The sequence below is a fragment of the Streptomyces sp. NP-1717 genome, from assembly GCF_022695985.1.
Lineage (GTDB): Bacteria > Actinomycetota > Actinomycetes > Streptomycetales > Streptomycetaceae > Streptomyces.
Window position 1 is genome coordinate 1 of sequence record NZ_JAAPBF010000202.1, and the last position, 13,253, is coordinate 13,253.

A 13,253-nucleotide genomic window follows, 5' to 3' on the forward strand; every position below is an offset into this window, starting at 1 on the left:
GAGAGACCGTCGCGCCAGGCGGGGAGCAGCTTGTCGGCCAGGCGTGCCTCCAGTACGCCGGTGGCGTCGATACCGAAGGCCACGTCCGTCTCCAGCCACGGCTCGTCCTCCAGCAGCCCGCCGACGACGTCGTGGCCCACGAGCCGCTCGTGGGAGGCGTCGCCCGCCACATGGACGACGTAGAAGTGCACGGCCGCCTCTCCGGCCTCCGTGCGGCGCATGGCCTCCGCCAGCCTGCGGGACGTGGGCGACGACACCGCCTCGGCGGCGGCGAAGTGCCCCACCAGGGCGCCGCGCAGCGCGCGGTGCAGGCCGAACATCGACATGAGGTTGACGCTCGCCAGCATCTCCCCCGTGGCCACGTCGACGTACCGGCCGTACGTCGTGTCCAGACCGAGGTCCGTCATGAGATCCGCGAAGAGCCGCGAGTGCATCCGCTCCGCCCGCCCGCCGCCGAACTCGTCGAACTCGGCCGCGGCCATCGCCGCCTTGGCCCTGCCGCGCAGACGCGGGATGACCCAGGCGTGCGGATCGGCCTCTTTGAGGTGGTAGACGGAACGCTGGGCCGCGTACTCACGCAGGTGCCACAGCTCGCCCTCGTCCTTGAGGTAGTGGGACGTGCTCGTGCCGTCGGGCGGTTCGACCAGGAGGTCGGCGAGCGCCTCACGGACATCGGTGCGGCGTTTGGTGTCCGCGCGCAGCGCGTCCAGGAAGCGGCGTTCGAGGTCGGCGCGGACGGCGAGCAGTGCGGGGTCCCACTCCCAGGCGGGGTCGACGCCGCAGAAGCCGCGGTAGTGCAGTTCGTAGCAGAGGTAGAGCGCGAGGTGGAGGTCCTCGCCGTACGGGTCGGCGTCCGCCGTACCGGTCGGCGGAAGGGGGGTCCTGGAACCGGGGCGGCCGCGCAGGGCACGTACGACTCCGTAGCTGAGGTCGCCACGGCCCGTCGGCAGAGCTGGCCCGGTCGGCCGGACGTCGGCGTTCACCACTGAGTTCACTCCTTGGCCTGATCGAACCGATCAGCGTGCTCGGTTCGACCATTCTCGCCGTTCCGTGCGATCTGTCCCCTTTCGCGCGAAGAGCGTCGGTGACGACGGGCGGACCGTGGGTAACGGCCGGTGGCGCCTCGCGACCGCCGCCGGTGCCCGCTCTTCCCGGCTCGCGGGGCGAGCCCGGCCCCTTGGTCCAGAGGTGGGCGCGGGGTGCGGCCGTTCGGGTGACCGGCCGCCCCGCGCGGGGGTCAGCGCGCCGGCAGCGCGTCCAGCCAGCGCGTCAGGAGCCCGTTGACCTCCTCCGCGCGCTCCTGCTGCACCCAGTGCCCGCAGTCTTCGATGATGTGCGAGGAGACCAGGCCGGGGAGGGTGGTGGGGAAGTTCCGCACGGCGTCGGACATCCACGCGAGGGAGGCGTCGAGGGCGCCGCCGATGAACAGGGAGGGCTGGGTGAGCGGGGCGCCGTCCCAGGCGGCCATGTCCTCCCAGTCCCTGTCGACGTTGCGGTAGCGGTTGAGCGCTCCGGTGGTTCCCGTGCGCTCGAACTCGCCCGCGTAGTGGTCGAGATCGGCCTCCGAGAGCCAGGCGGGCAGCCGCCCGGCGGGGAACCGGTCGCGGAGTCTGCCGCCGGGCGCCACGAAGAAGAGGCTTCCCTCGCCCTCCGGCGGCATGGTGTCGCCCGAGATCCCGGCGTAGAACCCGGCGAGCCATCCCCGGACGTCGGGCTCGATCTCCGCCTCGGCGCGGCCGGGCGTCTGGAAGTAGCTGACGTAGAACTCCTCGTCGCCGCCGATGTGCGCGAACGCCTCGGTCGGGCGGGGGCCGCCGCGCGGCGCGTACGGGACGCTGAGGAACGCCGCCGCGGTGAAGACGTCGGGACGCAGGAGCGCCGAGCCGGCGGCGATGTTCGATCCCCAGTCGTGGCCGACGATCGCGGCGGTCTCCTCGCCGAGGGCGTGGACGACTCCGACGTTGTCGGCGACATGGGCGAGCATCCGGTAGTCCTCGACGGCCGGGGGCTTCGAGGAGCGGCCGTAGCCGCGTACGTCGACGGCCACCGCGCGGTAGCCCGCCGCGGCGAGCGCGGGGAGCTGATGGCGCCAGGAGTACCAGGACTCGGGGAAGCCGTGGACCAGGAGGACGAGGGGGCCGGTGCCCTGTTCCACGAGGTGGATACGGCCACCGGGGACGTCCACCAGACGGTGCGCGGCACCGGGCGGGGTGACGGTGGGGGCTGCCGTGGACGGCGTGGTGGGCTCCGGCATGTGGTCCTCCTCGGGGTGATCGTTTCCGCTGACCATCATTCGGCGACCGTCACGCCCCGGCCAAGAGAACTTGCCGGGTCGGCAAATCGCCGCCCGGCCGGGCGCAGTGTTCTGGTGCGACCGTCCGGGCGAGGGGACGGATGGACCCGCCTGTAAGGTGCGTTTCCATGTCGAATCGACGGGTCAATTCCTCGGCCGAGGCCCCTCCTCCCGGGTCCGCGCCCGGCCCCGGGGACTCCGAAGGGGGTGTCCGCGAAGTAGCGCCGTCCGCCCGTAGGGCGGGGCCCGCGGCGGCTGGTGCGGTGCATCGCAAGGCGGAGGATCGGGCTCGTACTGGGCGTACCCGGCCGGTTCCGACAACGCGGCGAGGTGCCGTGCCAGACGCCGCGGGCCAGGCGGGACTCAGCGGACACCCCCTAGGGACGGATCTCCATCTGGAGTTGAGCGGGCGGGGATCGCGCCGTGAGCAGTTGATGACCGCCCTGCGGGAGGCCATCACGTCGGGCCGGCTGGCGCCCGGCACGCGCCTGCCCCCGTACCGCACGCTCGCCGTGGATCTGGGCCTCGCCCGCAACACCGTCGGCGAGGCGTACGCCGAACTCGTCGCCGAGGGCTGGCTCACCGCACGCCAGGGTTCCGGCACCCGGGTGGCGCCGCGCGCCACACCGCTGCCCGCCAAGGACCCCGTCCGCCGGGTCGCGGCGCCGGCGCCGCGACCCGTGTACGACTTCATGCCGACCTCGCCGGACGCCTCGGCGTTCCCCCGGTCCGCGTGGCTGGCCTCCTCGCGCCGCGCGCTCAACGGCGCGCCGAGCGACGCGCTGGGGGTGGGCGACCCCCGGGGCCGTGTCGAACTGCGCACGGCGCTCGCCGAGTACCTCGCCCGCGCCAGGGGCGTACGGACCGCGCCCCACCGGATCGTCGTCTGCGCCGGTTTCGCCCATGCGCTGCGCATTCTCGGCGAGGTGCTCGACGGCGCGGTCGCCGTCGAGTCGTACGGGCTCGCCTTCCACCGTTCGCTGCTGACCGGCGCCGGGCTGCGCACCGTACCGCTGACCGTGGACGCGGACGGCGCGCGGACCGCGGAGCTGGACTCCGTCGACGCCGGCGCCGTACTGCTCACGCCCGCGCATCAGTTCCCGACCGGGGGTCCGCTGTCGGCGCGGCGGCGGACGGCGGCCGTCGACTGGGCGCGTGCCACGGGGTCGGTGGTGCTGGAGGACGACTACGACGGCGAGTTCCGTTACGACCGGGAGCCGGTCGGCGCCGTGCAGGGGCTCGACCCCGACCGGGTGATCTATCTGGGCTCCACGAGCAAGAGCCTCTCCCCCGCCCTGCGACTGGGCTGGCTGGTCCTGCCCGACGGGCTCGTGGACGAGGTGGTCGCCGTGAAGGGCGTCCGAGAGCTGTGGACCGGGGTCTTCGACCAGCTCACCCTCGCCGACTTCATCGCCCGCGGCGCGTACGACCGGCATGTACGCCTGATGCGGCGCACCTACCGGCGGCGGCGCGACCGGCTCGTGGCCGTCCTCGCCGAGCGGGCTCCGCACATCGCGGTCAGTGGCATCGCCGCCGGGCTGCACGCGGTGCTCGACCTGCCGCCGGGCACCGAGCAGGAGACCGTGCGCGCGGCCGGGCGCCACGGTCTCGCGCTGGCGGGGCTCGACACCTTCCGGCACCCGCTGAGCGGGATGCCACCGCGCGAGGGGCTGGTGATCGGCTTCGGAGCCCCGCCCGATCACGCGTTCAACGACGCGCTCGACGCCCTGTGCGCGGCCCTGCCGCCCGCACCGTAGGACGCCTCGTCGGTGATTCGTTCCACGGTCCCGTCGTGTGACACCACATGGTGCAACCACTGCCCGGTTGCTATGGTCGGTCGCATGACCGCAATGACGCTCCGTATCCCGGACGAGATCAACGCATCGATCAAAGCGGGGGCGGCGGCGGCCGGTCTCTCCCTGAACGCCTACATCGTGCGCGCCGCCCAGCGGCAGGCCGTGCTCGACTCCGCCCGCCGCCTCGCCTCGCTCGGACTCGGCGAGGACCTCGGCGGCGAGGGCGACGCCCTGTGAAACGCGGTGAGATCTGGACGCTCGGCGACGGGCGCGACGTCCTGATCGTCTCGCTGGACGGTCTGGAGGAGGCGTACGGGGCGGTCCTGACCGTCGTGCTGCACGACGCCGGGCGCTATCCCGACACCGCGATGTCCGTGGTGATCGACGACCCGCTGCCGTCCACGGCCGTCGCGGTCAACCTCCAGCAGCTGAGGGTCACGCGGTTCGACGGTGCGAAGCCGCGCGGTCTGGTCGACACGGCGGTGATGGACCGCGTCAGCCAGGCCCTGCGCGCCGTGCTCGACCTCTGAACGGGAGCCGGTGAGACGCCGGACGGGTCTCACCGGCTCCCGCGCCGAGCAGGTTCGAAACCTAGGGCTGCGCCGTGAGCCGGAAGGTCTGGTTGGCCGCCTCGGTGCACGGCTGCTGCGTGAGCGTGGCGCCGTTCACCGTACCGCCGCTCACGGTCAGGCACTTGTTGCTGTGTCTGGCGGCGAACCGGTAGCGGTCGGTGGTCCCGATCCGCTGCGGCTGCCACTGCTGGTTGGTGGCGCCGGTGTAGCTCCACAGATGCGCACGCACTCCGTCGCCGGTGGCGGTGACACCTCCGTCGATGTCCCACACCTTGTTCGCGTGCCGGTTGACGACCTGGTAGTAGCCGTTGCTGGTGGGTCTGAACTGCCAGGTCTGGTTGTTCGCCGCTGGGGCGGAACAGGACCACTGCTGGAGCCCGGTGCCGTCCGCCGTACCCCAACCGGTCGCGTCGAGGCACGCGTTGCTGCCGGTGTTGACCACCTGGTACCAGGTGGCGGGGTCGATGGTGCCGTTGCCCGGGTTGCCGGTGTCGGTGCCGGACCAGACGAGGGTGGCGACGGCGCCGGCCGGAATGGTGTAGGTGGCCGAGCGTCCGGCGTCCGTGATCGAGAAGGTCCTGGCCGCGCTCGCGCCGTTCACGACGTACGCCGCCTTGCCGCCGTCCGGGTTCTGCCAGACGACGTTCTGCACGCCGCCCGCGCCCTGGCTGGTGGAGCCGATGCGGGTGGCGCCGGGCTTGACGAACTTGGTCAGATGGCCGAGGACGTAGTACTCGGCGTTGCGCGTGACCGTGTTGCCGTTGATCTCGACGACGCCGTTGCAGCGGGTGGTGCAGTGGCCCTGGTGGGGGCCGCCGTTCTGGTTCAGGGCGAGGTTCCACATGATGGTGGTCTCGCCGCCGTTGCGCATGTTGGCCACGACGAGGTTCTCGGCGTGCCACTTGAGTGTGTCGGCGAAGGTGTTGGCCGGGTTGTCGCTGTCGGTGCCCGAGCACTCGGTGAAGAAGACCCGCTTGCCGGCCTGTCGGATCTGTGACTGGCTGGTGGGCTGGCCGCCGTAGCAGTGGAACGCCGCGCCGATGACGCGGTTCATGCCCGGCGTCTCGGAGAAGACCTGGAGCGGGTAGTTCGGGTGGTCCCAGTTGTGGTCGTACGCGAGGAGGTTGGTGGGCAGGTTGGCCGCCGTGAGGGTGCGGTCGAGCACCTTGAAGAACGCCGCCTGCTCGGAGGCGGTCATGCTCATCGACGGGTAACTCGTCGCGAACTCGGGCTCGTTCTGCACCGTGAGGTCGGTGAGCTTGAGGCCCTGCTGCTGGTAGCCCTGGATGGCCTTCACCAGGTAGTCGGCGTAGTTCTGGTAGCGGTCGGTGCGCAGACTGCCGCCGTTGAGGCTGTTGTTCGTCTTCATCCAGGCGGGCGGTGTCCAGGGACTGCCCATGAAGCGGATCGCGGGGTTGATCGAGACGGCCTGCTTGAGGACGGGGATGATCGCCTCGTGGTCACGGCCGAGGTTGAAGTCCCCCTGGTTGTCCTCGTAGGTGTAGGCGGCGCCCTGGTTGAAGTCGGTGCCGCCGAGCGGCTGGCGCAGGTAGTTGATGCCGATGCCGTCGCCCTGGGAGGAGAAGAGCGAGGTCATCAGCGCGTTCTTCTGGGCGGCCGGAAGCTGGTTGATCAGATGGCCGGCCGCGCCGGTGACCGAGGCGCCCGCCCCGGTGAACTGCTGTTCCCGCTGGGCCGGGTTGACGTTGATGTCGATGGCCTGCGGCGAGGAGTTGAAGGTGATCTGGCCCGCCGAGGCCAGCTTGCGGCTCCCGTCGGCCGTGGAGATCCACACCTGGGCGGTGGGATCGGCGGCCTGCGCGGTCCCGGACGTGGTGAGTCCGAGGCTGGCGCCCAGCGTGAGCACGCTGAGCGCGACGACGGCTTTGCGAACGACGTTTCTGTGCAGGGTTCTTCGCATACGTGGGGGCTCCTGCCGGTTCGTGTGTCGAACGGATCACCTGCGGCCCGGGGCGTCCCGCGCCGTGGCCGGGGTGGCGCATCGGCGACATGAAAGCACGCTTACTAAGTACTTAGTAAGTCGTCGTGCCGAACTTGTTTCAGGCGGCGCTCCCCACCACCCACCGAGCCCTGACGGTGATCCGGAGAGCCGTAGACTCGCCCGGTGAGCAACAGACGAGCGGGGGAACGGGCCGGCGCCCCGGCCGGGTCCGCCCGGCCGCGTACACCGCGCAGCCCCGGGGCGCGGCAGCGGCGCGAGGAGATCCTGCGCATCGCCATGGAGACGTTCGCGGCGCGCGGCTACAACAACGCGTCACTCGCGGAGATCGCGGATCGCGCGGGACTCACCCAGGCGGGGGTGCTGCACTACTTCCGTTCCAAGGAACTGCTTCTGACGAGCGTCCTCGAACTGCGGGACCAGACCGACATAGAACAGCTCGGCCCCGACCGCCCCCGCGGTCTCGCCTTCCTGCGCCATCTGATCGACACCACACGGCGCAACGCCGAACGCGAGGGCATCGTGCGGCTGTACGCGGTGCTCTCGGCGGAGAGTGTCACCGACCGGCACCCCGCGCAGGACTACTTCCGCAACCGGTACACCGGGCTGCGGGCCTTCGTGGTGGACGCGCTGCGCGAGGCGGCCGAACTGGGCGAGGCCCGCGAGGACCTGGACGTCGAGAACGTGGCGAACGCGATCATCGCGGTGATGGACGGGCTCCAGGTGCAGTGGCTGCTGTCGCCCGATTCGGTGAACATGGCGGCGTCGACGGAGCGTGTGGTGTCGGCGCTGCTGGCGTCCATCGCGCCCGCCGAGGACTGACGGCCCGACCGGATCTCACGAGGCGCGCGCGGCCCGCTGTCTGGCACGGATCAGACCGGCCGCCCACTCGCACCACTCCTGCGTGTCGGCCTCGTGGCGGATACCGCGCCGGCAGGTGAGGTAGGGCCCGAGGTGGCCCGTGGTCCGGACGAATTCCTCCTCGTCGCGGCCCGACAGGATCGAGGTCTCGGTACGGCGGAGCGCGGCCAGCTTCTCCCGGGCCTCGTCCGCGCGGCGCCCGAGGTGCGCGAGCAGCGCGTCGGGCTCGACCACGTCGGCGCACTGCACCGCCACGGTCAGCTCGTCCCGCAGGTTCGTCGGCCGCAGCGGCCCGGCGGCGAAGTCGACCAGCGCTTGGGTACCCGTGTCGGTGAGCGAGTACAGCCGCTTGTTCGGCCGTGACTCCTGCACCACCTCGGTGGCCCGGACAAGCCCCTCCCCGTGCAGCCGGGTCAGCTCCGCGTAGAGCTGCTGGGGCCGGGAGTGCCAGAAGTTGGCCACCCCGACGTCGAAACGCTTGGTGAGTTCGTAGCCACTGGCCTCGCCCTGGATCAGGGCTGCCAGCACGGCGTGCCGCAGAGACATGGCGTCACCCTATCCGGGCCGTCCCGGGCTTTCCGAAGCGTGATTACTCATCTACATTATTAGTCATGGATCTGACTATGCAGGCGGAGAGTCTCGTCGCGGTCGGCGACAGCCTCAGCGAGGGAGTCGGCGATCCGTGCCGGGGCGGCGCGCTGCGGGGCTGGATCCACTACCTGACGTCGGAGCCTCCGGGGCGCCCCGGCACCGTCGCCGTACCGGTTCCGGGCCCGGTGCTCGTCGCCAATCTGGCGCGCAGCGGCACCACCGTCGCCACCCTGCGCCGCGATCAACTGGGACCGGCCGTCGCGCTCGCGCCCTCGTACATCACGTGCGTGATCGGGGTCAACGACGTGATCGCCGCCCGCTTCGACGTCGCGTCCTTCGAGGAGGACTACGCCCATGTACTCGCCGAGTTGAGCGCGGCGGCGACCGTCGGCGTCCTGACGATGACGCTGCACGACGTCGCCGCCGCGCTGCCCCTGTCGCGGGCGCGGCGGGCGCGGTTGCGGCACCGGATCGCCGAGGCGAACGAGGTGATCGAGCGGGTGTCCCGGCGCCACGGGGCCTGGCTGCTCGACGCGGGTGCGGCGGCCCGTTCGGACGGGGCCGGGATCGTCTGCGTGGACCGCCTGCATCCCAACCGGCGGGGGCACCGCTATCTCGCCGCCCTCGCCGGCGATGTCCTGCGCGCACGCGGCGGCGCCGCGCCGGGTCCGGGGGCGGCGGTCCCCGCCGCGGATCCGCCGCACGAGCGCGTCGCCTCCGCGGCGCGGCACCTGCTCTGGCTCGTCCGGCACCTCGTACCGCCCCTGGCCGGGCCGCTGTTCACTGCCCGGAGGGCCGGGCGCGTACGTGCATCCGCTCCCCCTGCTGACCGAAGATACTGAGGAACTCCACGGCTTCCGGGCCGGCGTTGGCCCAGCCGTGCGGCGTGCGGGTGTCGAACTCCGCGGCCTCCCCGGCTCCCAGCACCAGGTCGTGCTCGCCGAGACGCAGCCGGAGCCTCCCGGCGAGGACGTAGAGCCATTCGTAGCCCTCGTGCACCCGCTGTTCCAGTTCGCCGGTCTGCGGCGGGCCGGCGGGCATGATCTGTTTGTACGCGTGGAGACCGCCGAGATGGCGGGTCAGGGGCACGATGGTCATGCCGTGCCGCTGATAGGAGCGCATGTGGACGCGGGGGTCGCCGGTGGCGGGCGCGTCCACGAGTTCGTCGAGCGGCACGCCGTACGCCTTGGCGAGCGGCAGGAGCAGCTCAAGGGTCGGTTTGCGTCCGCCGGACTCCAGCCGGGACAGGGTGCTGACCGAGATCCCGGTCGACTCGCCGAGCTGGGCGAGGGTCGTGCCGCGCTCGCGGCGCAGGGCGCGCAGGCGCGGTCCCACACCGTTCAGGACGGTCGAGAGGTCGTCGTCAGCCATCCCTCCATTTGCCACCTCGGCAAGAAGGTTTGTCAAACCGCGAGCCCCGGCCGGAGCATCTGCGGCAGGTGGAGGTGCTTCGCATGAAGCGGATCATCGAGAGCGAAATGACGAGGGAGACGTGTCAATGACCCACGGTCAGAGCCCGGCGGACGTCCGCACCGACGACGAGACGGACAGCGGTACGGGACGCAGCGCCGGCGGCGGTCCCGACGGCGGTACGAATCAGGAGTTCTGGGACTCCCGTTACGGCGAGAGTGACCGGATCTGGAGCGGTGATCCGAACACGGTCCTGGTCAGAGAGGTCACCGAGCTGAAGCCCGGCCGGGCTCTGGATCTGGGCTGCGGTGAAGGCGCCGATTCGATCTGGCTGGCCGGCCGGGGGTGGCGGGTGACCGCCGTCGACATCTCCGGGGTCGCCCTCGCCAGGGCCGAGCGGCACGCCGCCACGACGGACGCGGGCGTCGCGGACCGTATCGACTGGCAGCGGCACGATCTCGCGGTCTCCTTCCCCGCCGGGACGTTCGACCTGGTCTCGGCGCAGTTCCTGCACTCACCGGGCGACATGCCGCGCGAGCGGATCCTGCGGAACGCCGCGGCGGCGGTCGCGCCCGGCGGGGTGCTCCTGATCGTGGGGCACGCCGGGCTCCCGTCCTGGGAGGCCAACCCCCACCCCGAGGTGCACCTCCCGACGCCCGCCGAGGTACTCGAATCGCTCGAACTGCCCGACGGGGAGTGGGAGGTGCTGCTGAGCGACGAGCACGAGCGGATCCAGACCCGGCCCGACGGGCAGCCGGGCACGCGTACCGACAACGCCCTCAAGCTCCGCCGCCGCGCCGTCTGATACGCCGCGCAAACCGGGATCGTTCTCAGCCGCCGGGCGGGCCCGCCCCGGCCCGCCCGGCGACCGGGAGCAGCGCCGTGCGCAGATCGGTGGCGTCTCGGTGCAGCACCCCGGTCATACCGAGCGCGACGGCGGCGTCCACGTTCTCCTGCCGGTCGTCCACGAAGAGGCAGCGGTCCGGGGCCACCCCCGCGCGTTCGGCCGCGATCTCGTAGATACGGCGGTCCGGCTTGGCCACGCCCACGAGCGAGCTGTTGACGACACTGTGCGCGAGGCCGGTCAGCCCGAGCAGGGCCAGATCGTCGTCCAGCCACCGGGTGGCGTTGCTGACGAGCACCAGCGGGCAGTGCTCTCGGACGTACCGCAGCAGGTCCACGACCGCCTCGTCTGCCCGGAAGCCGGCCGTGCTGAAGGCCCGTGCCAGAGCCTCGGCCTCGTACGGCGTCACGCGCGGAAGCAGGCCCCGGACGATCGAGTCCGCCCACTCCTCGCGGGTGATCCGCCCCAGCAGCAACGGCAGATCGTTCTCGGGCGCGAATCCGACGGACGCCGTGGTGCCTTCCGGCAGTCCCGCCGCCCGCTCCAGACGGCTCACCTCGGACAGGTCGAAGAAGCGGATGACGCCGTCGATGTCGCACAGCACCGCGTCGAAGGCCGGTTCACGGGTCGCCGGCCGGGTCGCCCCACTGCTCACGCCCACTCCCGGTCTCAGAGGCCCATCTCGACATAGTCCAGGTCGGTGAACTCCACCTCCAGGCCGGTCGCGCGACGGCCGTTGTCCTTGAAGTACTGCTCCTGGAGTCCTTCGGCGACGATGCCCCGCAGTTCGCCCTCGTCGGCGCCGGTCTCGTGCGCGGTCAGGAGGCGGGCCGCGACCTGGGGAGGGAGCAGTTCGGTGATGCGCCGCATCCGGGGGTCGTCGGTGGAGCCGACGGCCGCCGTGAAGCCGAAGCGGGCGCGGGTCTCCACCACGATGCCCGTACTCGTGGCGGCCTTCGTCATCGCCTCCTTACGGATGCGGGGCTGCCAGTCCTTCCGCACCTCCGCCGCCAGCCGCTCGGCGAGCGCCGCCCTGGGGCGCTTGAGGTCACCCTTGAGATAGCGCTCGACTGTGCGCTGGGTGCAGCCGAGCCGGCGCGCGACCGCGCGCGTCGAGCCCTTCTCCTTCTTCACGAGGAACCGCATCCGCGCGCCGGCGGACTTCGGGATCGGGCGGGTCGCGGTGTTCTCCGCGGCCTTGGTGATGCTGTCGCCGATGATGCCCACGGCGCTCACTCCCCTTCGGCGACGGCGTCGACGCCGTCCTTGATGTGCCGGGCCGGGTTGAGGCCCTCGTCCAGCAACTGGGCCGCCCAGAGCAGCGATTGGGTGCCTTCGTGCTTGACCATGCCGGGGCTGACGCCGAGCCGGAACGTCCCGGGGGCCGGTCTGCCGTCGGCGGTGCGCGGCAGCAGGTCGAGCGGGCTCGGGCTGTCGGAGAGGAAGACGACGCCGTCGGAGAGCAGCGCGACCGGCAGGAGCGCGTCGTCCTCGAAGTGCAGACGGCCGGCCGGCGGCGGCGCGGACTGGGTGGCGACGGCGGTCCTGACGAGTTTGCGGTGCATGTTGACGCGGGCGGTGGCGATCACCGCGGCGCGGATGTCGGGCCGCCAGGTGGGGCGCTTGAGGGCGGGCCAGCGCTCACCCGGGCGGTACGCGGCGCCCTGGGGGCGCTCGCGGAGCTTGCCGATCCCGCCCTTGACGGTCGACTTGATCGCGGCGAGTACGGCGGCCGCGCCGGGGTCGGACCGCTTGTGGTGCTCCATCGCGGCGAGGAAGCCGTGCTCGTCCAGGTCGGTGGTGACGCCGAGTTCGGCCATCGTCGTCCGGTAGGCGTCGGCGAGGCGCTTGTACCAGGGGTCCAGATACGGGCCGCACTCCGGGCGCACCCACGCTTCGAGGGGGCGCGGAATGACGGGCAGCCCGTACGTGGTGACCAGTTCGTGCGCGTACGCGACCGTCGGCGTGGCGTACCAGGCCGGTCCGGTGGGGCGGCTGCCGCGCGGAGTGAACGGGGAGGGCAGGCGGGGGTCCATCTCGATGCCCGACAGGTCGATCAGCCAGCTGCCGGGCACGCTCTTGTCGAAGTCGGGCGAGGTGAGGTGGACGGGCTCGCCGAGGCCGACGGACAGCCGGTTCGCGGCGGCGAGGAAGGCGGTGTTGACGTCGATGCCGACCGCGTACTTCCGGGCGCACTCGGCGTCGGTGAGCAGCTGCGGATCGCGGATCCAGTCGTGCGCCTCCTCGTCGATGACCTCGTCGGGGGTGCGCCAGTGGCCGCGTGGGTGGAGCGCGGCGACGACGGGGTGTTCGTCGGGTGCCTCGGGCGGTGCGGGGTCCACGGCCCGGGTCAGGGAGCCTGGCACCGGGCCGGAGGTCCAGGTGCCGGTCGCGGTGTCCTTGACCGGCCGGGTCGGCGGGCGCAGGGCGGTCATCAGCTCCAGACCGGAGACGGCGGTGGAGCCGCAGGGGGTGATGACGCGTGCGGCGTACGTGCCGAGCACCCGGGCCAGTTCGGCGGGCGGCAGGGCCGCGGCGCCGGGCCAGCCGCGCTGGTCGAGCGCGTCCCACGGGAGCACGGCCAGCTGCACGCACTGGCGGCGTCCTTCGCGGGCCGGGCGGTAGATACGGGCCCAGGGGCCGAAGCCGCGCTTCGTCAGCGTCCATTTCGCCCGGGCGACCTGCTTGTTGACCTTGTGGTCGTCGGGCAGTCGCAGACCGCGCCGGTCCTCCAGTACGGGCGGCAGGCCGAGGCGCAGCGCGGCGGACTCGGTGAGGACGATCAGCGGGTCGGAGTCCCTGCCGTGGCGGTCCAGTCGGGGCGCGCCGAGCGCGGCGTCGGTGAGGGCCCACTCGACGAGCGCGGGGATGTCCTTGGCGGGGCAGGTCAGGACGAGGCCGCCGACGCAGTAGGCGCTTCCGTCGC

Annotated in this window: 14 protein-coding genes; 6 read left to right on the plus strand and 8 right to left on the minus strand. The window is 72.1% G+C overall.

The features are described 5' to 3' along the window. Together GXP76_RS28415 and GXP76_RS28420 are read right to left on the minus strand one after the other, a co-directional pair. On the minus strand, positions 1-983 hold a 983-nt coding region (locus GXP76_RS28415; protein WP_374362905.1), incomplete at its 3' end, for an iron-containing redox enzyme family protein. Positions 984-1,237: 254 nt separating this feature from the next. Continuing rightward, on the minus strand, positions 1,238-2,254 hold the full coding sequence (locus GXP76_RS28420) for an alpha/beta fold hydrolase (protein WP_242574476.1): 1,017 nt from the start codon (positions 2,252-2,254) through the stop codon (positions 1,238-1,240). Positions 2,255-2,727: 473 nt separating this feature from the next. Here GXP76_RS28420 and GXP76_RS28425 point away from each other — a divergent pair, with 473 nt between their 5' ends. The 3 genes from GXP76_RS28425 to GXP76_RS28435 all read left to right on the plus strand — a co-directional run bounded on the left by GXP76_RS28425 (position 2,728) and on the right by GXP76_RS28435 (position 4,619). Beyond that, entirely contained in the window at positions 2,728-4,050 is a 1,323-nt protein-coding gene (locus tag GXP76_RS28425; protein ID WP_277993932.1) for a PLP-dependent aminotransferase family protein, read from the plus strand. A gap of 84 nt (positions 4,051-4,134) precedes the next feature. Then, complete coding sequence (locus GXP76_RS28430; RefSeq protein WP_229701224.1) at positions 4,135-4,326, plus strand: toxin-antitoxin system HicB family antitoxin; 192 nt, start codon at positions 4,135-4,137, stop codon at positions 4,324-4,326. Next, positions 4,323-4,619, plus strand: a complete 297-nt coding sequence (locus GXP76_RS28435) for a type II toxin-antitoxin system PemK/MazF family toxin (RefSeq protein WP_242574478.1) — start codon at positions 4,323-4,325, stop codon at positions 4,617-4,619. Before GXP76_RS28430 ends, GXP76_RS28435 begins: the two co-directional genes overlap by 4 nt. 61 nt (positions 4,620-4,680) lie before the next feature. On the opposite strand, the gene GXP76_RS28440 is transcribed toward GXP76_RS28435, so the two are convergent. After that, complete coding sequence (locus GXP76_RS28440; protein WP_242574479.1) at positions 4,681-6,582, minus strand: RICIN domain-containing protein; 1,902 nt, start codon at positions 6,580-6,582, stop codon at positions 4,681-4,683. Between the two features lie 306 nt (positions 6,583-6,888). Between GXP76_RS28440 and GXP76_RS28445 the strand changes: the two genes are divergently transcribed. Beyond that, entirely contained in the window at positions 6,889-7,443 is a 555-nt protein-coding gene (locus GXP76_RS28445; protein ID WP_277993934.1) for a TetR/AcrR family transcriptional regulator, read from the plus strand. A 15-nt stretch (positions 7,444-7,458) separates the two neighbouring features. Here GXP76_RS28445 and GXP76_RS28450 read toward each other — a convergent pair whose 3' ends face one another. Continuing rightward, complete coding sequence (locus GXP76_RS28450; protein ID WP_242574480.1) at positions 7,459-8,028, minus strand: PadR family transcriptional regulator; 570 nt, start codon at positions 8,026-8,028, stop codon at positions 7,459-7,461. A gap of 65 nt (positions 8,029-8,093) precedes the next feature. Here GXP76_RS28450 and GXP76_RS28455 point away from each other — a divergent pair, with 65 nt between their 5' ends. Continuing rightward, positions 8,094-8,915, plus strand: coding sequence for an SGNH/GDSL hydrolase family protein (locus GXP76_RS28455; protein ID WP_242574481.1), 822 nt, complete (start codon positions 8,094-8,096; stop codon positions 8,913-8,915). On the opposite strand, the gene GXP76_RS28460 is transcribed toward GXP76_RS28455, so the two are convergent. Beyond that, complete coding sequence (locus GXP76_RS28460; protein ID WP_242574482.1) at positions 8,854-9,444, minus strand: helix-turn-helix domain-containing protein; 591 nt, start codon at positions 9,442-9,444, stop codon at positions 8,854-8,856. The genes GXP76_RS28455 and GXP76_RS28460 overlap by 62 nt on opposite strands. Positions 9,445-9,571: 127 nt before the next feature. Between GXP76_RS28460 and GXP76_RS28465 the strand changes: the two genes are divergently transcribed. Next, positions 9,572-10,288 (plus strand): bifunctional 2-polyprenyl-6-hydroxyphenol methylase/3-demethylubiquinol 3-O-methyltransferase UbiG, encoded by a 717-nt coding sequence (locus GXP76_RS28465; RefSeq protein WP_242574483.1) that lies wholly within the window; start codon positions 9,572-9,574, stop codon positions 10,286-10,288. Positions 10,289-10,313: 25 nt separating this feature from the next. Here the strand turns inward: GXP76_RS28465 and GXP76_RS28470 are convergent, their stop codons facing one another. The 3 genes from GXP76_RS28470 to GXP76_RS28480 form a co-directional block, all read right to left on the minus strand. Then, positions 10,314-10,982: an HAD-IA family hydrolase gene (locus GXP76_RS28470; RefSeq protein WP_242574484.1), complete on the minus strand. Its 669-nt coding sequence runs from the start codon at positions 10,980-10,982 to the stop codon at positions 10,314-10,316. 14 nt (positions 10,983-10,996) lie between these two features. After that, the gene (locus tag GXP76_RS28475; RefSeq protein ID WP_242574485.1) at positions 10,997-11,554 is read right to left on the minus strand and encodes an XRE family transcriptional regulator; all 558 of its coding nucleotides are present in this window, start codon (positions 11,552-11,554) and stop codon (positions 10,997-10,999) included. Between the two features lie 5 nt (positions 11,555-11,559). Beyond that, a partial coding sequence (locus GXP76_RS28480) for a transcriptional regulator (RefSeq protein ID WP_242574486.1) occupies positions 11,560-13,253 on the minus strand: 1,694 nt, incomplete at its 5' end.

Coding starts and splice junctions, on each gene's coding strand:
- GXP76_RS28420 (WP_242574476.1), bottom strand. CDS start 2,254: ATGCCGGAGCCCACCACGCCGTCCACGGCAGCCCCCACCGTCACCCCG.
- GXP76_RS28425 (WP_277993932.1), top strand. CDS start 2,728: ATGACCGCCCTGCGGGAGGCCATCACGTCGGGCCGGCTGGCGCCCGGC.
- GXP76_RS28430 (WP_229701224.1), top strand. CDS start 4,135: ATGACCGCAATGACGCTCCGTATCCCGGACGAGATCAACGCATCGATC.
- GXP76_RS28440 (WP_242574479.1), bottom strand. CDS start 6,582: ATGCGAAGAACCCTGCACAGAAACGTCGTTCGCAAAGCCGTCGTCGCG.
- GXP76_RS28450 (WP_242574480.1), bottom strand. CDS start 8,028: ATGTCTCTGCGGCACGCCGTGCTGGCAGCCCTGATCCAGGGCGAGGCC.
- GXP76_RS28455 (WP_242574481.1), top strand. CDS start 8,094: ATGGATCTGACTATGCAGGCGGAGAGTCTCGTCGCGGTCGGCGACAGC.
- GXP76_RS28460 (WP_242574482.1), bottom strand. CDS start 9,444: ATGGCTGACGACGACCTCTCGACCGTCCTGAACGGTGTGGGACCGCGC.
- GXP76_RS28465 (WP_242574483.1), top strand. CDS start 9,572: ATGACCCACGGTCAGAGCCCGGCGGACGTCCGCACCGACGACGAGACG.